Here is a 21,299-nt window from a genome sequence, read left to right as displayed (position 1 = left end):
TATTTTATTACAAGAAACGCTGCGAAACGTCGGTGATATTCCGCTCCTACCTATATAAACCACTACAAAAGTGGCCTGACAAAAGGGATATCACTAAGGATTGTTTTTCTCACAAAATTTTTCCTGTGAGAGACGGAAAGGAAGCGAACCCGCCACCACTGGCAGGTTTAGATTCATAACAATAAGGACAGGATACAGCGCTGGGGCTTGCCTTGGCTTGCTTGTGTCCGCTTGAACTGGAAGGATGTATCTATGGTAGATCGAGAGCAACGTTCGCGAGGTCTTTACACGCCGGAACTCGAGCATGATGCTTGTGGTATCGGTTTTGTTGCCCACCTCAAGAACCGCAAATCTCACCAAGTTGTGACTCAAGCACTGGATATGCTGGCACGCATGGAGCACCGCGGTGGTCAAGGTTGTGACCCTTGCAGTGGCGACGGCGCGGGCATTCTGCTGCAAAAACCACACGAATTTCTATTGGAAGAAGCCGTGAAGCTGGGCATCAAATTGCCAGCATTCGATAAATACGGCGTCGGTGTGGTGCTGTTTCCCCAAGATGAGCACAAACGCGCGCAATGTCGCGATATTTTAGAACGTAACGCCAAGCGTCTGGATCTGGACGTGATTGGTTACCGCGTATTGCCAACCGACAACAGCATGCTGGGTGCAGATCCGTTAAGCACCGAGCCTCAATTTGAGCACGTATTTATTTCCGGCGGTCCGGGCATGAGTGCCGACGAGCTGGAACGTAAACTGTACGTCTTGCGTAATTACACCGTCCGCGTTTGTCTCGAAAGCGTGTCGAACATCGGTGATGACTTCTACATCAACTCGCTGTCGTACAAAACGCTGGTCTACAAAGGCCAGTTGACGACCGAGCAAGTACCGCAATACTTCCTAGATCTACAGAATCCGACCATGGTGACGGCGCTGGCGCTGGTGCACTCGCGTTTCTCCACCAACACATTCCCGAAATGGCGTCTGGCTCAGCCTTTCCGTTACATTGCGCACAACGGTGAAATCAACACGGTACGCGGCAACCTGAACTGGATGAAGGCGCGCGAGGCGATTCTGCAATCGAATTTATTTACGCAAGCCGAAATCGACATGTTACTGCCGGTGTGCCAAGAAGGCGCGTCTGACTCTGCCAACTTCGACATGGTGCTTGAGCTTTTGGTGCTCTCTGGCCGCAGCCTGCCACATGCCCTGATGATGATGATTCCGGAAGCGTGGCAAGAAAACAAAGCCATGGATCCGAAACGTCGTGCGTTCTACCAATACCACGCCAACGTGATGGAACCGTGGGATGGCCCAGCCTCGGTCTGCTTTACCGATGGCGTGCAAGTGGGTGCGACGCTTGACCGCAACGGCCTGCGTCCGTCTCGCTACACCGTGACGAAAGACGACTTCCTCATCATGGCGTCCGAGTCGGGCGTGGTGGAAATTGCACCGGAAAACGTTGAATACCGTGGCCGTTTGCAACCGGGTCGTATCTTTGTGGCCGATTTGGAACAAGGCCGCATCATTTCGGATGAAGAAGTGAAAGATGGCATTGCCAACGCCCAGCCCTATGAACAGTGGGTAGAAGAAAACCTGCTGAGCCTGAAGAAGCTGCCGGATGCCGACAACGTGCACAGCCAGCCTTCGCCAGAACGCCTGCTGCACCGTCAGCAAGCCTTTGGGGTCAGCAGCGAAGAAGTGAACGACATCATTCTGACACTGGCGCAAACCGGTTATGAACCGCTCGGTTCGATGGGCGCCGACTGGCCAGTCGCCGTGCTGTCGCATCAGTCCCAGCATCTGTCAAACTACTTCAAGCAGCTGTTTGCTCAGGTGACCAACCCACCGATCGACCCGATTCGTGAACGCATGGTGATGTCACTCAACACCTACATCGGCCGCGATCAAAACCTGCTCGCTGAAACGCCTGCGCACTGTCGTAAAGTGGAACTTGAATCGCCCGTGATTTCCAACGCTGAGCTGGAAAAACTGCGCGCGATCGATAACGAACACCTGCAAGCCAAAACGCTGGATATCGTATTCCAGGCCAGCGGCGAACCGGGCAAACTCGAACGCGCGCTGAAACGCATCTGCCAATATGCAGAAGACGCAGTCATCGACGGTTACTCGATCATTCTGCTGACCGACCGTGCCGTGAACTCCAACCACGCCGCAATTCCTGCCATGCTGGCCGTGGGCGCGGTGCACCATCACTTAATCCGCAAAGGACTGCGCTCGAAGTGTGGCATTGTGGTTGAAACTGGGGATGCACGTGAAACGCACCACTTCGCGACCCTGGTCGGTTACGGGGCCAACGCAGTCAACCCATATCTGGTCACAGAAACCATTTTCGATCTGAAACGCCGCAACAAGCTGGATGCCGAGATTCCGGTCGACAAATATTTCGAAAACTACCGCAAAGGCATCAATGCCGGCCTGCTGAAAATCTTCTCAAAAATGGGGATTTCAACCCTGCAGTCCTACCATGGTGCGCAAATTTTTGAAGCGCTGGGGATCAGCAAAGCGGTGGTCGATAAATACTTTACCGGCACTATCACCCGTATTCAGGGTATGACGCTGGATGACATCGCCAAAGAAGTGGGCGTGCGTCACCGCATCGGTTACCCAACGCGTGAAATCCCGCTGCAAGTGCTGGATGTCGGCGGTGTGTATCAGTGGAAACAACGGGGTGAAAAACACCTGTTCAACCCAGAAACGATTCACCTGCTGCAACACTCGACGCGCAACAAAGACTTTGAAGAGTTCAAGAAGTACGCCGCAGAAGTGGACAGCCAAGGCGACAAAGCCGTCACCCTGCGTAGTCAGCTCGACTTTGTGAAAAACCCAGCCGGTTCCATTCCTATTGAAGATGTGGAATCGATTGAGAGTATCGTCAAACGCTTTGCCACGGGCGCAATGTCGTTTGGTTCGATTTCATACGAAGCGCACTCCACACTGGCAGTTGCGATGAACCGTCTGGGCGCGAAATCAAACTCGGGTGAAGGCGGCGAAGATCCAATGCGCTTCCTGCCAAAAGAGAATGGCGACTGGGAACGTTCGGCGATCAAACAGGTGGCGTCTGGCCGCTTTGGGGTGACGTCGTACTACCTGACCAACTCGGAAGAGATTCAGATCAAGATGGCGCAAGGCGCGAAACCGGGTGAAGGCGGTCAATTGCCGGGCGATAAAGTCGATGACTGGATCGGCGCAACGCGTCACTCGACCCCGGGGGTCGGCCTGATTTCGCCACCACCACACCACGACATCTACTCCATTGAAGACTTGGCGCAGCTGATCTTTGACCTGAAAAACGCCAACCGCAAAGGCCGCGTGAACGTCAAACTGGTCTCGGAAGCGGGTGTTGGCACCATCGCATCTGGCGTCGCCAAAGCGAAAGCGGATGTGGTCCTGATTGCTGGCCACGATGGTGGCACGGGCGCATCTCCAGTGTCGTCGATTCGTCACACCGGTCTGCCGTGGGAACTGGGTCTGGCCGAAACGCATCAAACCCTGCTGAAAAACGGCCTGCGTAACCGTATCGTCGTGCAAGCCGATGGTCAGATGAAAACCCCACGCGACATCGCGATTGCGACGCTGCTGGGCGCTGAAGAATGGGGCGTGGCTACCGCCGCACTGGTGGTTGAAGGCTGTATCATGATGCGTAAGTGTCATAAGAACACCTGCCCGGTTGGCATCGCGACACAAAACAAAACGCTACGTGAACGCTTTGACGGCCGCGTCGATGACGTGGTGACCTTCTTCCAATACATGGCGCAAGGTCTGCGTGAAATCATGGCAGAGCTGGGTTTCCGCACCATCAATGAGATGGTGGGTCAGGCGCACAAACTGAAACTGCGCGACGATGTTGGCCATTGGAAATACAAAAATCTGGATCTGTCTCCGGTACTGTTCCTTGAGCCGCCGCGTGAAGCCGATGGCATCTACTGTCAAACGCAGCAGAACCACAATCTGGAAAGCGTGCTGGATCGCCAGTTGATCGAGGTCGCTAAACCGGCGCTGGAGAAAGGCGAAGCGGTGCAAGCACGATTCCCGATCATCAACACCGACCGCAGCACCGGCACCATGCTGTCGAACGAGATCTCCAAAGTCTACCAAGATCAAGGTCTACCGCAGCCGATGCAGGTCAAATTCAACGGCAGCGCAGGTCAATCGTTTGGCGCATTCTTGGCCAAAGGCGTGACATTTGAAGTGGAAGGTGATGCGAATGACTACTGGGGTAAAGGGTTGTCCGGCGGCACGCTGGTGCTCTATCCGAACCGCGATTCCAGTCTGATTGCCGAAGACAACATCGTGGTCGGAAACGTCTGTTTCTACGGTGCGACGTCTGGCGAATCTTACATTCGTGGCCTTGCGGGCGAGCGTTTCTGTGTCCGTAACTCCGGCGCTAAAGTCGTGGTTGAAGGCGTGGGCGACCACGGCTGTGAATACATGACCGGCGGCGTGGCCGTGATCCTTGGCGCAACCGGTCGCAACTTTGCGGCAGGCATGAGCGGCGGAACCGCCTATGTCTGGAATAAGTCGGGTGACTTCGAATCGAAACTCAACCCTGAACTGGTGGATCTCGATCCAATTGAAGCAGAAGACAAAGCGCTGCTGAAAGCGATGCTCACCAAACACGTTCAGTTCACAGGAAGTGAAGTGGCACAGTCCTTCCTCGACAACTTTGAAGCCAGCCTTGCCGATATGGTGAAGGTGATGCCGCGTGATTACAAAGCGGTACTTCAAAAACGTCAGGAAGCAGCAGCGGCAGAAGTGGAGGCAGTGTAATGGGTAAGCCTACTGGATTTTTAGAATTTGGTCGTGAACTACCGAAGAAGATCGACCCGAAAGAACGCATCAAGAACAACAAAGAGTTTGTGTTGAACGCCGAATTTGGCAACAAGATCAACCAACAAGCGTCACGTTGTATGGATTGTGGCGTGCCGTTTTGTCATAACGGCTGCCCGATTGGCAACATCATTCCAGAGTTCAACGATGCGGTGTATCGTGAAAGCTGGGAAGAAGCGTGGCACATCCTGAGCTCGACCAACAACTTCCCGGAATTTACCGGTCGTGTGTGTCCTGCGCCGTGTGAAAGCGCGTGTGTGCTGGGCATCAATCAGGATCCGATCACCATTTGTAATATCGAGAAAACCATCGTTGAACGCGCGTATCAAGACGGCTATGCCAAGCCCAAAACGCCGCGCACTCGCACCGGTAAATCGATCGCCATTATTGGCTCTGGCCCAGCAGGGTTAGCTGCCGCAGAGCAGCTCAACAGCGCGGGTCATACTGTGACCGTGTTTGAGCGCGATGAGAAAGTCGGCGGCCTGCTGCGTTTTGGGATTCCTGATTTCAAACTGAGCATGGATGTGATTGATCGCAAGATCAACCTGATGGCCGAAGCGGGCGTGAAATTTGAAGTCAATGCGCATGTCGGCGTCGACATCAACGCCCAGCAACTGCGTCAGGAGTTCGATGCCGTATTGCTGACGGGCGGATCCACCGTCCCACGCAACCTGCCGATTCCGGGCCGCGAGCTCAGTGGTGTGTATTTTGCGATGCAGTTCCTGGCGCAAAACAACCGCCGTGCCAACAACATGGATCTCAAAACCGACGAGATCCATGCCAAAGGCAAACACGTGGTAGTGATTGGCGGTGGTGACACCGGGTCTGACTGTGTCGGCACTTCAAACCGTCACGGCGCGGCAAGCATCACTCAGGTGGAAATCATGCCCATGCCAGCGGACAAACGTCCGGCGAACATGCCTTGGCCGCAATACCCCATGATTCTGCGTACGTCGACTTCCCACGAAGAAGGCTGCGAGCGTCATTGGAACATTCTGACCAAAGAGTTCATTGGCAACGCCAACGGTGAGGTCACCGGCCTGCGCATTGCTGATATCGTTTGGAAAGAAGCCGCAGCGGGCGAGCGTCCGAGTTTCGAAGAAGTGGCAGGCAGCGAGCGAGTGATTCCATGTGACATGGCGTTTCTGGCGATGGGCTTCCTGCATCCGGAACCGCATGGCGTATTGGCTCAGCTCAACATCAAACTGGATGAACGCGGGAATGTGGCTACACAACACTTCGCGACCAACCAAAAAGGGGTGTTTGCTGCGGGGGATATGCGTACGGGCCAATCGTTGGTGGTTCGTTGCATCAACGAAGGTCGCGAGTCTGCGCGTGCCGTCGATGAATACCTGATGGGCAATACGCATCTCGAAGCCAAAGCCGACTCTTTGATGCTTTCAGCATAAAGGTCTATTCAACAAGGTTCTTAGAGAGTATCTCCCTAGGAACCTTGCTGTAAACACAACAAATTCCTTCCAAACAGTTCCTATTTGGCTAGCCCTCCCGCTAGCCTTTTTTCTTTGTTTCTCATCTGGCGAGATTTAAATGTTAAAAAGTCGTAACATTTAAAAACCTATCATATTGAATTTATTGATATTAATTAGAGTAATGCTTGGTAAATCGCTGACACACATGATTAATCACCAAAAACTTGACCTTTTTCACAATAAGCTATAGGTTGTGAATTCAGTGCAAATTAAACTGTCCGAAATTGTTAAATTTTTAATCAGTTTTAATTAATAATTATCTAAATAATAACAATATAAACGAATAGTTAGTCATTTACTGTCTGGATGACAGAGAAGCAAAGGGAGAATTGCAATGGCTCTATATGATCCAAGTCTTGAGAAAGACAACTGTGGATTCGGCTTGATCGCGCATATGGAAGGTCAAGCCAGTCATAAATTGGTTCGCACCGCGATTTCTGCTCTCGACCGCATGACCCACCGTGGCGGTATTGCCGCCGATGGAAAAACCGGTGATGGTTGCGGTCTTCTACTCCAAAAACCCGATACTTACTTGCGCCTGATTGCTGAAGAACAGCACTGGAAGCTGGGTAAGCAATACGCGGTTGGGATGATATTTCTTAGCCGAGATCCGGTCAAAGCGCAGTCTGCGCGCGACATCATCAATAAAGAGCTAGCGCAAGAAACACTCACGGTCTCCGGCTGGCGTACCGTGCCAACCAATCCGAAGGTGCTGGGGCCGATCGCCGCAGCTTCACTACCGGATATTCAACAAGTCTTCATTTCTGCTCCCGCGGGCTGGCGTGAACGCGACATTGAACGTCGCCTATACATCGCGCGCCGCCGCATCGAAAAGCAAATCTCCGAAGACAAAGATTTCTACATCTGTTCGCTGTCGACGCAGGTTATTGTTTACAAAGGCCTGTGCATGCCTGCGGACTTACCGCGTTTTTATCTCGACTTGGCCGACCTGCGTATGGAATCGGCGATCTGTCTGTTCCACCAGCGTTTTTCAACCAACACGCAACCCCGTTGGCCATTGGCGCAGCCGTTCCGCTACTTAGCGCACAACGGTGAGATCAACACCATTGAGGGGAACCGTCAGTGGGCGCGCGCGCGTGCTTACAAATTCTCGTCGCCGCTGCTGCCTGACTTACAAACGGCTGCACCTTTTGTGAACGAAACCGGTTCAGACTCGTCCAGCCTCGATAACATGTTGGATCTGTTCCTCGCGGGCGGTATGGATATCTTCCGTGCCATGCGGATGCTGGTGCCGCCTGCGTGGCAAAACCACCCGGATATGGACGACGAACTACGCGCCTTCTACGACTTCAACTCCAAACACATGGAGCCGTGGGATGGCCCGGCGGGTATCGTGTTATCCGATGGCCGCTACGCCGCGTGTAACCTTGACCGCAACGGTCTACGCCCTGCCCGCTACGTGATCACCAAAGATAAGCTGATCACGCTGGCCTCGGAAGTCGGTATTTGGGACTACGCCCCGGATGAAGTGGCAGAGAAAGGCCGCGTGGGTCCGGGTGAACTGCTGGTGATCGATACGCGCAAAGGCAAGTTATGGCAATCGGCCGAGATCGACAACGATCTTAAGAGCCGCCACCCCTACCGTGAGTGGATGCAAAACAACGTTTATCCGTTAACCTCGTTTGCTGAACTGCCAGACGATCAGGTGGGCGAGCGCAGCTTTGATGCGGATCAGCTCAACACCTATCAAAAGCAGTTTGCAATGACCAATGAAGAAGTGGATCAAGTGCTGCGCGTCATGGCCGACATGGGTCAGGAAGCGGTTGGTTCAATGGGCGATGATACGCCGATGGCCGTCCTCTCATCGAAAGAGCGCCTAATCACGGACTACTTCCGTCAGAAATTTGCACAAGTGACCAACCCGCCGATCGATCCGCTGCGTGAAAAACACGTCATGTCGCTGGCCACCAGTATCGGTCAGGAGATGAACGTTTTCTGCGAAACCGATGGTCACGCACACCGAGTCACGTTTGAATCGCCGGTGCTGCTCTACTCGGACATGCAACAGTTGCTGACCCTGAGCGATCAGCACTATCGCAATACGATCCTCGACATCAACTACGATCCGCAGGAACACGATCTCAAGCAAGCGGTCTTGGCGCTGTGCGATCAAGCCGAACAAGTGGTGCGCGAAGGCACCGTGCTGATCGTGCTGTCGGATCGTGCGCTGACCAAAGGCAAGCTGCCGATCCCAGCGGCGATGGCCGTTGGCGCCGTGCAAACGCGCCTCGTGGAATCCAACCTGCGTTGTGATGCCAACATCATCGTCGAAACCGCCACCGCGCGCGACCCGCATCAATTCGCGGTGCTGATCGGCTTTGGGGCCACGGCGGTTTACCCTTACCTCGCATATGAAGTGGTCGGTAAATTGGTCGATGACGGCGTATTGGAGAAGAGCTATCGCGATGCGATGCAAAACTACCAGTACGGCATCAACAAAGGCCTGTACAAAATTATGTCTAAAATGGGCATCTCAACCGTGGCCTCTTACCGCTGTTCACAGCTGTTTGAAGCGGTGGGTCTACATAGCGACATCGTCGAACTGTGCTTTAAAGGGGTCACCACCCGCATTCAGGGCGCCAACTTTGACGACTTCCAGCAGGACTTGTTTAACCTATCGCGCAAAGCATGGACCAAACGCAAGTCAATGGAACATGGTGGTCTGCTGAAATACGTGCACGGCGGTGAATACCACGCCTACAACCCTGATGTGGTTGGTACGCTGCAAACGGCGGTGAAATCCGGTGAAACATCAGACTACGCTCAGTTTGCCAAACAGGTGAACGAGCGTCCGGTGGCGATGCTGCGCGATTTGCTCAAACTGAAAAAATCAGACAACCCGCTGGCTCTAGAACAAATTGAGCCGACCACTGAGCTGTTCAAACGCTTTGACTCGGCCGCCATGTCTATCGGCGCACTGAGCCCGGAAGCGCACGAAGCGCTGGCGACCGCGATGAACCGAATTGGCGGTCACTCGAACTCCGGTGAAGGGGGCGAAGATCCGCGCCGTTTTGGCACCGAACGTAACTCGCGCATCAAGCAGGTTGCTTCGGGTCGTTTCGGTGTGACGCCACATTACCTGACCAACGCTGACGTGCTGCAAATCAAAGTCGCGCAAGGGGCAAAACCGGGTGAAGGGGGTCAGTTGCCGGGTCACAAAGTGACGGCGGAAATCGCGAAGTTACGTTACTCCGTGCAAGGCGTGACGTTGATTTCTCCGCCTCCGCACCACGACATTTACTCGATTGAAGACTTAGCCCAGCTGATCTTCGACCTAAAACAGGTCAACCCGAAAGCGCTGGTGTCTGTCAAACTGGTTTCTGAACCGGGCGTCGGCACGATCGCGACCGGTGTGGCCAAAGCTTACGCCGACCTTATCACCATTTCCGGCTATGACGGCGGCACAGCGGCGAGCCCACTGACCTCAGTAAAATACGCGGGCAGTCCTTGGGAACTGGGGCTGGCGGAAACTCAGCAAGCCTTGGTGGCGAACGGTCTGCGTCATAAGATTCGCCTGCAAGTCGATGGCGGTCTGAAAACCGGCCTCGATGTCATCAAAGGTGCCATTCTGGGTGCAGAAAGCTTTGGTTTTGGCGCCGCGCCCATGGTAGCCATGGGCTGTAAATTCCTGCGCATCTGTCACCTCAATAACTGTGCAACCGGGGTGGCGACTCAGGATGAAACCCTGCGCCGCGAGTACTTCAAAGGTCTGCCTGAGATGGTGATTAACTACTTCACCGGCTTGGCTGAAGAAGTGCGTGGTTATCTGGCCGAATTGGGCGTAGAAAAACTCACCGACCTGATTGGCCGAACCGATCTGCTGGAAGCGGTACAAGGCATGACGGCGAAACAGAGCAAGCTGGATCTGTCTGGCATCCTCGAAGCACCGGTATCACCGGAAGGTTTGCCACTGTTCTGTACTCAACCAAACACCCCGTTTGATAAAGCGGCGCTGAACCAGAAAATCGTGGATGACGCACTGGAAGCGATTGAAAACCAGTACTCAACCGAACTGTACTACGACGTGATCAACACCGACCGCTCCGTCGGGGCGCGGTTGTCGGGTGAAATCGCGAAACGCTACGGCAACGCAGGCCTCTCCGCCACGCCGATCAAAGTGGTGTTACAAGGCACTGCGGGTCAATCGTTTGGCGTATGGAACGCGGGCGGTGTCGAGCTGTACCTGACAGGCGATGCCAACGACTACGTCGGTAAAGGCATGGCGGGCGGTAAGATTGTCATCAAACCGCATCTGGGAACGGCATTTACCTGTAACGAAGCCACCATCATCGGGAACACCTGTTTGTACGGTGCCACTGGCGGCAAACTGTTTGCAGCCGGCAAAGCAGGCGAACGTTTTGGCGTGCGAAACTCTGGCACCATTGCCGTGATTGAAGGGGCTGGTGACAACGCGTGTGAATACATGACAGGCGGCATCGTGGCGATTCTCGGGGCAACGGGCGTCAACTTCGGCGCGGGGATGACGGGCGGTTTTGCTTACGTCCTTGACGAAAATGGCGATTTCCAAGGCCGCGTGAACGAGGAATCTGTCGAAGCGATTGCGCTGAACGATCTCTACATCCATCAAGAACACCTGCGTGGCTTGATTGCAGAACATCTGGAAGAAACTGGCTCTGTTCATGCTGAACATATCTTAGCGAACTTTGATGAATGGATTCCGAAGTTCTACCTTGTTAAACCTCAGGCAGCGGACCTGCAGACTCTATTGGGTCACCAAAGCCGCAGCGCTGCTGAACTGCGCGTTCAAGCACAATAATTGGAAGGAGCCGAAGTCATGAGCCAGAACGTATACCAATTTATTGATGTCAACCGAGTGGATCCGGCAAAAAAGCCGCTCACCATTCGTAAGATTGAATTCGTAGAGATTTATGAACCATTTACCAAACAGCAAGCCACCGCTCAGGCGGATCGCTGTCTGGATTGCGGCAACCCGTACTGTGAATGGAAATGTCCGGTACACAACTACATTCCTCAGTGGCTGAAACTGGCCAATGAGGGCCGCATTCTCGAGGCAGTGGAGTTGTCACACCAAACCAACAGCCTGCCCGAAGTATGTGGCCGCGTGTGCCCGCAGGATCGTTTGTGTGAGGGGTCGTGTACGCTGAACGCCGATTTCGGCGCCGTGACCATTGGGAACGTTGAAAAATACATCACCGATACAGCCTTTGAGATGGGTTGGAAACCGGACATGTCCAACGTGGAATGGACGGATAAGAAAGTCGCCATCATCGGGGCTGGCCCGGCAGGGCTTGCCGCGGCTGACGTCCTCGTTCGCAACGGTGTGAAACCGGTAGTGTACGATCGTTATCCTGAAATCGGCGGCCTGCTGACATTTGGTATTCCGTCATTCAAACTGGAAAAAGGCGTGATGGAAAACCGCCGCCGCGTATTTAGCGAAATGGGGGTCGAATTCCGCCTCAATGTTGAAGTGGGCAAAGATGTTCAACTGCAACAACTGATTGACGAATACGATGCGGTGTTCCTTGGCGTGGGCACCTACAAATACATGCGTGCGGGTCTGGACAACGAAGACGCGCAAGGCGTGTACGATTCGCTGCCATTTCTGATCTCCAACACTTACAAAGTGATGGATCTGCCGTCGCCAGAGCGCTTCATCGACATGGCCGGCCAGAAAGTCGTGGTACTCGGTGGCGGTGACACCGCGATGGACTGTGTGCGCACGTCGATTCGTCAAGGAGCCTCACGCGTCGTGTGTGCTTACCGACGCGACGAAGAGAACATGCCTGGTTCCCGCCGTGAAGTGAAGAACGCCAAAGAAGAAGGTGTGGAGTTCATGTTCAACCTGCAACCGCTGGGCATTGAAGTGGATGCATCCGGTCAAGTGACGGGCGTGAAAGTGGTGCAAACCGCCTTGGGTGAGCCGGATGATGCAGGTCGCCGCCGCCCAGAACCGGTCGCAGGCAGTGAACACGTGCTAGAAGCCGATGCGGTGATCATGGCATTTGGTTTCCAACCACACCACATGAGTTGGCTGGAACCGTTTGGCGTCGAGCTGGATCAATGGGGCCGCATTAAAGCGCCGCTCAGTCAGGCATTTAAGTTCCAAACCAGCAATGAGAAAATTTTTGCTGGCGGTGATGCCGTGCGCGGTTCAGATTTGGTGGTGACCGCCATCGATGAAGGACGCAAAGCAGCGGAAGGCATCATGGATTACCTCGAGGTATAAAATCCGTGACCTAACTTCACGGTTGAGCAAAAGGATTCATCAACGATGAATCCTTTTTTCATTTTCGGCCTATAATTGTCACCAGTTGTAACGTATTGACATGACAGAGGAATAAATCGATATGCTGACCACCTCTGCTCACTCTGAATTCCATAAGGCAGCATGCATGTTAAAAACTGTAACCCTATCGATGGCTGTGGTCCTGCTGAGCGGCTGTAGTCAGGGAGTGGCTCCGATGACTGACCGCACCAACACCCTTTGTGGCGACAAGCCCAACTGCGTGTCGACCCAAGACAATCGTGAGAAATTCACCCTCGCGCCGTTTATTCTGCGCCCCGGCGTGACATTAGAGCAAATTGAGCGCGTGGCGCTGACCCTGCCCGGCGCGAAAACCGCCGATAAAGATGGCCCGTACTTACGCATCGAATGCACCACGCGCATTCTGCGTTTTGTCGACGATCTGGAGCTGAAATTGACCGATGATCACCTACTCGTCCGCTCAGAATCGCGCGTCGGCTACAGCGACTTTGGCGTCAACCGCCGCCGTGCAGAAAGCCTGCGTGAAAAACTGGCCGAAGCAGGCATGCTGCGTCAACCATAACGCACACCGAACCTCGCGCAAACGACTCGGGTCGTGATAAACTTCGCCCTGATTTTTCGTAATTCAAAAAGAGACACTGCATGAAAATTGGCATCATCGGCGCAATGCAACAAGAAGTCGCCATTCTGAAAGACGCACTGAACAACTGTCAGGAAGTCAGCAAAGGCGGCTGTACTTACTATTCTGGCCAGCTGCATGGCGTTGACGTTGTGCTCCTGCAATCGGGGATCGGCAAAGTCGCCGCAGCCATTGGCACCGCGATCTTGCTCGATGAATACCAACCAGATGTGGTGATCAATACCGGGTCTGCGGGCGGTTTCGATGCAACCCTCAACGTGGGTGATGTCGTAATTTCAACCGAAGTGCGCCACCACGATGCCGATGTGACCGCGTTTGGTTACGAAATCGGCCAAATGGCAGGTCAACCTGCGGCCTTCCAAGCCGACGAAAAACTGATGGCTGTGGCAGAAAAGGCGCTGGAATCCATGGTCGGCAAACACGCGGTTCGCGGTCTGATCTGTACCGGCGATGCGTTTGTCTGCACTGCAGAGCGCCAAGCGTTCATCCGCGCAAACTTCCCATCCGTGATTGCGGTAGAAATGGAAGCCTCTGCGATTGCACAAACCTGTCACCAATTCCAAGTGCCGTTTGTGGTCGTGCGTGCGATCTCCGACGTGGCGGATAAAGAGTCCCCGATGTCGTTCGATGAGTTCCTGCCGCTGGCTGCACAAAGTTCATCAGAAATGGTGAGCAAAATGGTTGAATTGTTGAAGTAACCGATACGCCCTCATGGACGAGATTTTTCACACGATCTATGCCAACGGTGCGCTCCTCGTCATGTGGGGCGCATTGTTGTTTCATCTGATTCTGCCAATCCCGCGCACTGCGCATCCTGTCACGTTATGGCATAAGTTTGCGGAAATACTGGCGGACAAGGTCAATACCAACGCCAGTTATGCGCAAAGCCAGCTCTCTGGCACACTCGCTTGGCTACTGATGATATTGCCGGCACTGGTGGTATGCATTGCGCTGAAACCATTGGTGTGGCAACCGCAATTATTTGAGCTGGCACTGCTGTTGCTGGCGCTGGATTGGCGTAGCCAAGAGCAATTGGCCAATCGCATGGCCGCTGCACTGGCCAAAGAAGACAAAAAACTCGCGCGCAGCTTGTTGATGCCATACGTCAATCGCGACACCGCGACGCTTTCACCACTGGGCCTTGGCAAAGCGGGTGCCGAAACCATCATTATGGGCTTTGGCCGCAATGTGGTTTGCGTGTTGTTTTGGTATGCGCTGCTGGGAGGAATTGGGGCATTGATCTATCGATTGATGGTGGAATTGGCGCGCGCTTGGTCGCCATCGCGCCCACGTTTTCAACCATTTGGTCTGCCTGTAGTGCGAGCGGTCGCGGTGCTTGAATTCATTCCACTGCGCCTGTTTAGCATGCTGATCATTGCTGGGCACCACGCGGCACAAACGCTGCACCGAACGCTGCAACAGAGCCGCTCATGGCCACTGCCTGGCCCCGCTTGGCTGCTATGCGCCGTGGGCAACAAACTCGAACTGTCACTCGGTGGTCCGGCAATTTACGGCGAACAAAAAGCCGTTCGCGTCAAAATCGGTGGCCGCATCGCCCCTTCTGCTATTCATTTATCCCAACTGCACAGGCTACTGGCTTGGCGAATTTTCGCTTGGATCCTGATTGAAAGCCTGTTGCTGGTTGTGATTTATCGAGGAGTTTAAATGCGCCTTTGGACGCTGACGCTACTATGCTTCACCTCTATCTCCTATGCGGCGCACCCCGTGCAACGAGTCATCAGCCTCGCGCCACATGCCACCGAACTGGCTTTTGCTGCCGGGCTGGGTGACAAGCTGGTCGCGGTGAGCGAATACAGCGATTACCCGCCGCAAGCGCGTCAGATCGAAAAGGTATCCAACTACCAAGGCGTCAAAGTTGAACGCATTGTGGCGCTGAAACCAGACTTAGTGATCGTCTGGCCTGGAGGCAACCCGGCACGTGAATTAGACAAACTGAAACAACTTGGTTTGCCTCTGTATGAGTCCAACACGCGCACGCTGGACGACATTGCCACCAACATCGAACAGCTCAGCCAATACGCCGACGATCCAACCATCGGACAGCGTGCCGCCGACGACTTTCGCCACCAATTGACAACGTTGCGTGCGCAATACGCCGATGCCAAGCCCGTGCGTTACTTTTACCAGTTGAGTGAAAAACCGATCATTACACTTGCGCAAGGCAGCTGGCCCAGCGAGGTCTTTCGTTTTTGTGGCGGAGAGAACGTGTTTGAGCGCAGCCCAAGCCCTTATCCGCAAGTCGGGTTGGAGCAAGTTCTGCTCGCGCAACCCGAGGTGATCTTCACCTCCGAGCATGCCATCGACAACGGCAACATGTGGCAGCGCTGGCAAGCACAGCTTCCAGCGGTCAAACAGAACCACGTCTGGGCCTTAACATCGGATTGGTTAAACCGCCCCACCCCCCGTACACTCAATGCGATTCAACAAGTGTGTCATTACTTCGATCAGGTGCGAAAATAAGTAACAGATCGAACAAAAATCTCGTACAATTTGCGGCCAATTTTGCCCATGACTGACTTAACTGAGCGATACACACTTTGGATACTTCACTGCTCTATCTGATCGATATGTTCGGTACCGCTGTTTTTGCTATCTCCGGCGTTTTGCTTGCTGGCCGTCTAAAAATGGACCCATTCGGCGTCATCGTTCTGGCCAGCGTCACCGCGATCGGCGGCGGAACCATTCGTGACATGTCGCTTGGTGCCACCCCCGTATTCTGGATTAAAGATCCCACCTATCTGTGGGTCATTTTCATCACTTGTATTCTGACCATGCTGATCGTGCGCCGCCCTAAACGGCTGGCGTGGTGGATCCTGCCGGTGTGTGACGCAATTGGTTTGGCGGTATTTGTCGGCATCGGTGTCGAAAAGGCACTTATTTATCAAGAATCATCGCTGATCGCGATCATCATGGGCGTCATTACTGGGTGTGGTGGCGGGATCATTCGCGACGTATTGGCCCGTGAAATTCCGATGGTACTGCGCAGCGAAGTTTACGCAACAGCCTGCATCATTGGCGGCGTGTTCCATACCACGGCATTGGCGATGGGGTATGACAGCTCGACCGCATTTATTTCTGGCGTGTTATCCACGCTGATCATTCGCCTGGGCGCCATTCGTTGGCATTTATCACTGCCCACCTTTGCCATTACTCGCTAAGTTTGATTCAGGCCGCTCCATGCGGCCTTTTTTATATCTCCCCACGCATTCCTCTCCTGCTTTCAGCCTTCTTTCTCTGGTTGGCACTTTGTCGACGACCTTCGCCTGTTGCACGAAAAATACACCACAATGAGATCATTGATCACAGAAATACGATCACTAAACAGATAAATAAAGTTTTATGTTTACTTAATGGCATTTTGAACTAGTTTAATAAATAAATAACTTTACTTAGTAGCCATGGAGGCAACGATGCAAGCTTATGTCGAACACGCCAACATTACGGTCGCCGATATCGATCAGGCGATTACGTTTCTACAAACCGCGCTGCCCGATTTCAAGATTCGCCATCAGGGGAAGCAGGACTATCGCTGGTGCCATATTGGCACAGAGCAGACGTACATCGCGCTACAGGAAGTGCAAAACCGTACAGAGGTGGATCGTATGCCTTACCGGGATGTGGGCATCAATCATGTTGGTATCGTGGTCGATGATGCCGAAGCGGTGAAGCAGCGCCTGTTGGCAGCGGGGTATCAACTCAATGAGCTATCCGAGAACAACGAGTATCGTCATCGGGTCTATTTTTTTGATCCGAGCGGGACGGAGTGGGAATTCATTGAGTATTTTTCTGACGATCCTGCCCAACGAAACCATTATCCCGCTTAATCATTCATCAATATCAGGACCAACTATGAAACGCATTGCAATTGTTTATTTTTCTCAAGATGGTGCGACTCGCTTGCTGGCTCAGCACGTCGCGGAAGGCGCTCAACACCAGGGCGTAGAAAGTATCACGTTAGAGATCAAAGCCACTGACATCGTGGCCGGCCGATACCAGAATGACGCGTTATTTCGCCAGTTGTTGGCATGTGATGCCATCGTCTTCGCGAGCCCAACCTATATGGGCGGACCCGCCGCTCAGTTCAAAGCATTTATGGATACCAGCAGTGACGGTTACGCCAACAAGTTGTGGCGCAACAAACTGGCGGGCGGCTTAACCATGGGTGGCAGCGTCAATGGTGAGCAACAGCAGACGCTGTACAGTTTCGTCACGCTTGCCTGCCAACACGGCATGATTTGGGTCGGGCTGGATGTCTCCAAACACACCGATTCCCGTGGTTTGAATCATACAGGTTCAAGTATTGGTGTAGTGGCGAGCTACCTTGATAACACCTCTCAGGTGAACCCGAACGATCTGGCCACGGCATTTTATTATGGTGAACGCATGGCCTCACTGCTCAATCAATAGGAGGGCCTATGTTACAAATCCTGATTTATCGACTGGTGCTGGCGCTGCTGGCACTCAACCAACGTCAGCAACATCAGCTCTGCCAGCGCAAGTTTCATCACTGGCTCAGCACCCGCGATCATCTGCCCGCGTATCTGCAGCATGATATAGCGCTGAATGCGGCCAGTGCTCTCGATGAGTGTCAGCAGCAAAGCACAGCGCGCCATCGCCGGCAGTTACGCGCCGTGATTCGAAACCTCAAACCGTGTGGCTGTTAAATGGGCAGGAGTGAAGTACAATGACTGTCATCTATTCCCATTTGTCATTGGAACGCCATGCTACTGGAAGGCATTGAGACCCTGCTGGTTCTCAGTAAAGAAAAAACCATGAGCCGCACAGGCAGCCAGCTGTACATCAGCCAGTCTGCGGTCAGCAAACGCATTGCGAATCTGGAAAAGAAACTGGGCAAGAAACTGATCGTTCCGTCAGGGCGCCACATTAAGCTCACCGCGGAAGCTGAGCAGTTAATTGCCAACATCGGACCGACATTCAATGAACTACGCGGCCTGATCTTTGAGCAGCAAACGCTGGAGGATGATACGCTGATTCGCCTCGACTGCTCAGAGACTCTGGTCGCGGGTTATCTGACTCAGGTGATGGGTGACTATCGCCAGCGCGATCCGCATTTCACCATCACCACTCACCATACGCCGCGTATTGTGGAACACGTTCAATCGGGCAAAGCCACGCTGGGATTTTGCGCAGGCTATCTGCCGGGTAACCATGGTTTGATGACGCTGCATCTGTTCGATGAACCGTTTTATATTGTCAGTCGCCAGCCACTGTCCAGCTTGCCCGACGAAGTGGTGACCAACGACTTGGCCAACCCGGCTAACACCTATCAGGCCGCTATCCTCGCCAAACTTGGCATCAATCCGGTGATGGAAATGGACTCCTACACCGCATCGGCGCAGTTGGCATTGGGTGGAATGGCCCCAGCCCTCGTGCCCCTCTCCATCGTTAATGCGCTCAAAATCGAACCGCAATATTGCTTTGACTTTGCCGAATTAGCGCCGCTGTTTCGCCCGATCCACATTTGTGTCCGGGCGACTAGCTACCGCTCACCGCGTGTCAGAATATTGATAGAAACGATTGTGAATGCTGTTCCCACAGCAGTTTAAGTGCCATCAGCATCGACATGGTGATCACCAACGGGCGAATCCATTTGTGGCCTTTGGTGACCACGACTTTCGCGCCCATGCGAGCACCGATAAAACCACCGACCGCCATCGTCAGACCAATTTGCCAAATCGGCAGGCCAGCAATCAAAAAGAAAGTCAGTGCTGCGATATTGGAGGTGAAGTTCAACACTTTGGTACGCGCGGTCGCATCCACCAGACTGAAATGGCCTAACACCACAAAACAAACGGTAAAAATGGAGCCGGTTCCTGGCCCGAAAAAGCCATCATAAAAACCGATACCACCACCAATACATAACGCGAACAGCGCTTCCGGCAGTGGCTTTTTACCCGAGTCGGCACGGGTTTGCGGGGCCAGTAGAAAATAGAGAGAAATGGCGATCAGCAGCAAGGGAATCAAGCTGGTCAGTAGTGAGGCATCAAACTGTTGCACCAACTCAGCACCAATTGCTGAGCCAATAAAGGTGCACACGATCGCTAGGCGCATCTCTTTGAGGCTGACAATGCCATTGCGCACAAAATACCATGTGGCCGAAAAGCTACCAAAAGAGCTTTGCAATTTATTGGTCGCCAGCGCCTGAGTCGGTGGCACGCCTGCGGCTAACAGGGCCGGTAGCGTTAACAAGCCCCCGCCGCCTGCCATCGCATCAATAAACCCGGCCACACCGGCAACCAAAAACAACAATCCTAAAACTTCTATTGAGACTTCCATGAACGTCCACATCACCCACAACTAAAAAACACAAACTAGCATTGGCTTTGCGGTGATAACAGTGAATTGAAAGAAAACAATTCATTCCAATTATTCATCAATAAAAAAGAGCAAACCACCTCGGCGGCGGTTTGCTCGTTCAGACAGTCGATCGTAAGGACTTAATTTACGTTGGACTACAGATTATTTGGGAAATCGGCTGGCAACTCGCTGGCTGCACAGTTGATCACCTCGTCATTGTCACGGCCACAATCACGCACGAAGGTGATGGTCGCGAACTCGTCGATCACTTCAGTTGGGTACGCTGGACCGGCATCGCGGTACGCTTCCATTTGAGGAATGTGATCGTTTTGGAAACAAACGGTTTTTTTCGGATCGTTGATAATCCAACGTGGGAAGAAAATCGTACCGTGGAACACGTTGTCAGCCAGGTTGATGATCAAACTCACATCCGTACCGGTTGGCTCTGTCCACGAAATTTTGTAAACATCTTGGGCCACTGGCACCAGATAGATGCGTTGTGATTTCACCCAACGATTGCCGACGATACCACTGTGGATACGGTAATCCATGGTTGTTTCGTTTTTCACGTAAACTTCGTAATTCCAACCATTGTCATAAGTGTACACCAAGTGTTTACCAACGATGCCGCTCAAATCATTTTTATCAAACATCTTAATTTCTCCTGTATCTTGTCAACACAGACACTATAACCTATGATTTTTTTATTAAAAAACGCGTAATTTTGATATTAACTATCCAATAATTTTATATGTTTAAAACCAACCTAGAACAATGGGCATTGCTGAGAGCCGTCGTCGAACACGGCAGCATTGCCAAGGCGGCTGAGCAGCATTTTCGTAGCCAACCCGCCGTCAGCTATCAACTCAACCAATTGCAAGACAAGTTGGGATTTCCACTGTTGGAACTCAAAGGACGCAAACTGGAGTTAACGCAATCAGGTCAGGTGCTGCTCGAGCAAGCAAGCGTGCTGCTCGACAACTGGCAATTGCTAGAGGAAAAAGCAGTCGCAGTGAAAAACGGCGAACGCACCGTCATCAGTTTGGTGGTGGATAGTTTGTTTCCCAAATCCTGCCTGTTTGACGCCTTTGAGCAGTTCCATCAACGGTATCCTCACACGCACATTCACTTGAAAGAGACCGTTCGAGATGAAGGCATCGTCCACATCCATCAGCAAGAGGATGAGTTGTACGTCATCAGTTTGAGTCAAGATATTGCATTGCCGAAAGAGAAAATGTTGGACGTGCCCGTCATGCTGGTTGCCCACCGTGACCATCCGATCTTTTCCTATCGCGAGGAGCTGCGCGCAATGAAGCTGGCAGACTACCCCACCATACAAGTGGTGGATAAACACCATCAACAGGGTGAACGCCCAACGCATTATCAGGAATCGTGGTACTTTACCTCGATCACCTCAGCCGTTGCCGCAATCACCAACAAACTCGGATGTGGCTGGCTGCCAGCCAGTGAGATTCAACAACAACTCAGCGATCAAACCCTTCGCCCGATTACTGAACATGAATCTTACCGCCGCATCACCTCCATCTATGCGGTCAAAAATCCGAAGGTCGAACACGATGCCTGTATTCAGGCGTTAGCGGAAATGCTCAAAACGGCCGTCAGCTCACGCCAGTAGAAGATGTAAGCCGAGCAAAACACAGCCGGCGGAGAACAGAGCATAAAAAAGCCCGCTCAAATTGAGCGGGCAATGAGG

General features: G+C 53.0%; 16 protein-coding genes. 14 read left to right on the top strand and 2 right to left on the bottom strand.

Annotation, left to right across the window (positions count from 1 at the left end; genetic code table 11):
• Positions 1-252: 252 nt before the first annotated feature.
• From gltB (ACS18Q_RS02570) to ACS18Q_RS02510, 13 genes are all read left to right on the top strand, one after another.
• Complete coding sequence (gene gltB / locus ACS18Q_RS02570) at positions 253-4,788, top strand: glutamate synthase large subunit (RefSeq protein WP_441257341.1); 4,536 nt, start codon at positions 253-255, stop codon at positions 4,786-4,788.
• Positions 4,788-6,257 (top strand): glutamate synthase subunit beta, encoded by a 1,470-nt coding sequence (locus ACS18Q_RS02565; RefSeq protein WP_441257340.1) that lies wholly within the window; start codon positions 4,788-4,790, stop codon positions 6,255-6,257. Before gltB (ACS18Q_RS02570) ends, ACS18Q_RS02565 begins: the two co-directional genes overlap by 1 nt.
• A 415-nt stretch (positions 6,258-6,672) precedes the next feature.
• Positions 6,673-11,136 carry a glutamate synthase large subunit gene (gene gltB / locus ACS18Q_RS02560; protein WP_441257339.1) on the top strand — a complete coding sequence of 1,488 codons (4,464 nt, stop codon included), beginning with the start codon at positions 6,673-6,675 and terminating at the stop codon, positions 11,134-11,136.
• 18 nt (positions 11,137-11,154) lie between these two features.
• Positions 11,155-12,567, top strand: a complete 1,413-nt coding sequence (locus ACS18Q_RS02555) for an FAD-dependent oxidoreductase (protein WP_441257338.1) — start codon at positions 11,155-11,157, stop codon at positions 12,565-12,567.
• Positions 12,568-12,802: 235 nt separating this feature from the next.
• A complete protein-coding gene (locus ACS18Q_RS02550; protein ID WP_004724137.1) occupies positions 12,803-13,168 on the top strand; it encodes a DUF1499 domain-containing protein in 366 nt (121 codons plus the stop codon).
• 80 nt (positions 13,169-13,248) lie between these two features.
• Positions 13,249-13,944: a 5'-methylthioadenosine/S-adenosylhomocysteine nucleosidase gene (gene mtnN, locus ACS18Q_RS02545; RefSeq protein ID WP_004724136.1), complete on the top strand. Its 696-nt coding sequence runs from the start codon at positions 13,249-13,251 to the stop codon at positions 13,942-13,944.
• 13 nt (positions 13,945-13,957) lie between these two features.
• Positions 13,958-14,911 (top strand): cobalamin biosynthesis family protein, encoded by a 954-nt coding sequence (locus tag ACS18Q_RS02540; RefSeq protein WP_441257337.1) that lies wholly within the window; start codon positions 13,958-13,960, stop codon positions 14,909-14,911.
• Complete coding sequence (gene btuF / locus ACS18Q_RS02535) at positions 14,912-15,727, top strand: vitamin B12 ABC transporter substrate-binding protein BtuF (protein ID WP_055465904.1); 816 nt, start codon at positions 14,912-14,914, stop codon at positions 15,725-15,727.
• A gap of 77 nt (positions 15,728-15,804) precedes the next feature.
• Complete coding sequence (locus ACS18Q_RS02530) at positions 15,805-16,425, top strand: TRIC cation channel family protein (protein WP_004724133.1); 621 nt, start codon at positions 15,805-15,807, stop codon at positions 16,423-16,425.
• 252 nt (positions 16,426-16,677) lie between these two features.
• The gene (locus ACS18Q_RS02525) at positions 16,678-17,091 is read left to right on the top strand and encodes a VOC family protein (protein WP_014205741.1); all 414 of its coding nucleotides are present in this window, start codon (positions 16,678-16,680) and stop codon (positions 17,089-17,091) included.
• 25 nt (positions 17,092-17,116) lie between these two features.
• Positions 17,117-17,674 (top strand): flavodoxin family protein, encoded by a 558-nt coding sequence (locus ACS18Q_RS02520; protein WP_004724131.1) that lies wholly within the window; start codon positions 17,117-17,119, stop codon positions 17,672-17,674.
• Between the two features lie 8 nt (positions 17,675-17,682).
• Positions 17,683-17,931, top strand: a complete 249-nt coding sequence (locus ACS18Q_RS02515) for a hypothetical protein (protein ID WP_441257336.1) — start codon at positions 17,683-17,685, stop codon at positions 17,929-17,931.
• A 57-nt stretch (positions 17,932-17,988) separates the two neighbouring features.
• Positions 17,989-18,834 carry a LysR family transcriptional regulator gene (locus ACS18Q_RS02510; RefSeq protein WP_441257335.1) on the top strand — a complete coding sequence of 282 codons (846 nt, stop codon included), beginning with the start codon at positions 17,989-17,991 and terminating at the stop codon, positions 18,832-18,834.
• On the opposite strand, the gene ACS18Q_RS02505 is transcribed toward ACS18Q_RS02510, so the two are convergent.
• Both ACS18Q_RS02505 and ACS18Q_RS02500 read right to left on the bottom strand, forming a co-directional pair.
• Positions 18,785-19,564 (bottom strand): TSUP family transporter, encoded by a 780-nt coding sequence (locus tag ACS18Q_RS02505; protein ID WP_441257334.1) that lies wholly within the window; start codon positions 19,562-19,564, stop codon positions 18,785-18,787. The two genes, ACS18Q_RS02510 and ACS18Q_RS02505, sit on opposite strands and share 50 nt — an antisense overlap.
• A gap of 176 nt (positions 19,565-19,740) precedes the next feature.
• Positions 19,741-20,238 carry a phenolic acid decarboxylase gene (locus ACS18Q_RS02500; protein ID WP_199244825.1) on the bottom strand — a complete coding sequence of 166 codons (498 nt, stop codon included), beginning with the start codon at positions 20,236-20,238 and terminating at the stop codon, positions 19,741-19,743.
• Positions 20,239-20,336: 98 nt separating this feature from the next.
• Between ACS18Q_RS02500 and ACS18Q_RS02495 the strand changes: the two genes are divergently transcribed.
• The gene (locus ACS18Q_RS02495; RefSeq protein WP_441257333.1) at positions 20,337-21,221 is read left to right on the top strand and encodes a LysR family transcriptional regulator; all 885 of its coding nucleotides are present in this window, start codon (positions 20,337-20,339) and stop codon (positions 21,219-21,221) included.
• Positions 21,222-21,299 lie beyond the last annotated feature (78 nt).

Source organism: Vibrio sp. Vf1514 (assembly GCF_052076135.1).
GTDB lineage: Bacteria > Pseudomonadota > Gammaproteobacteria > Enterobacterales > Vibrionaceae > Vibrio > Vibrio furnissii.
Note: the sequence above shows the minus strand (reverse complement) of the source record. Positions and strands in the feature narration are given on the sequence as shown.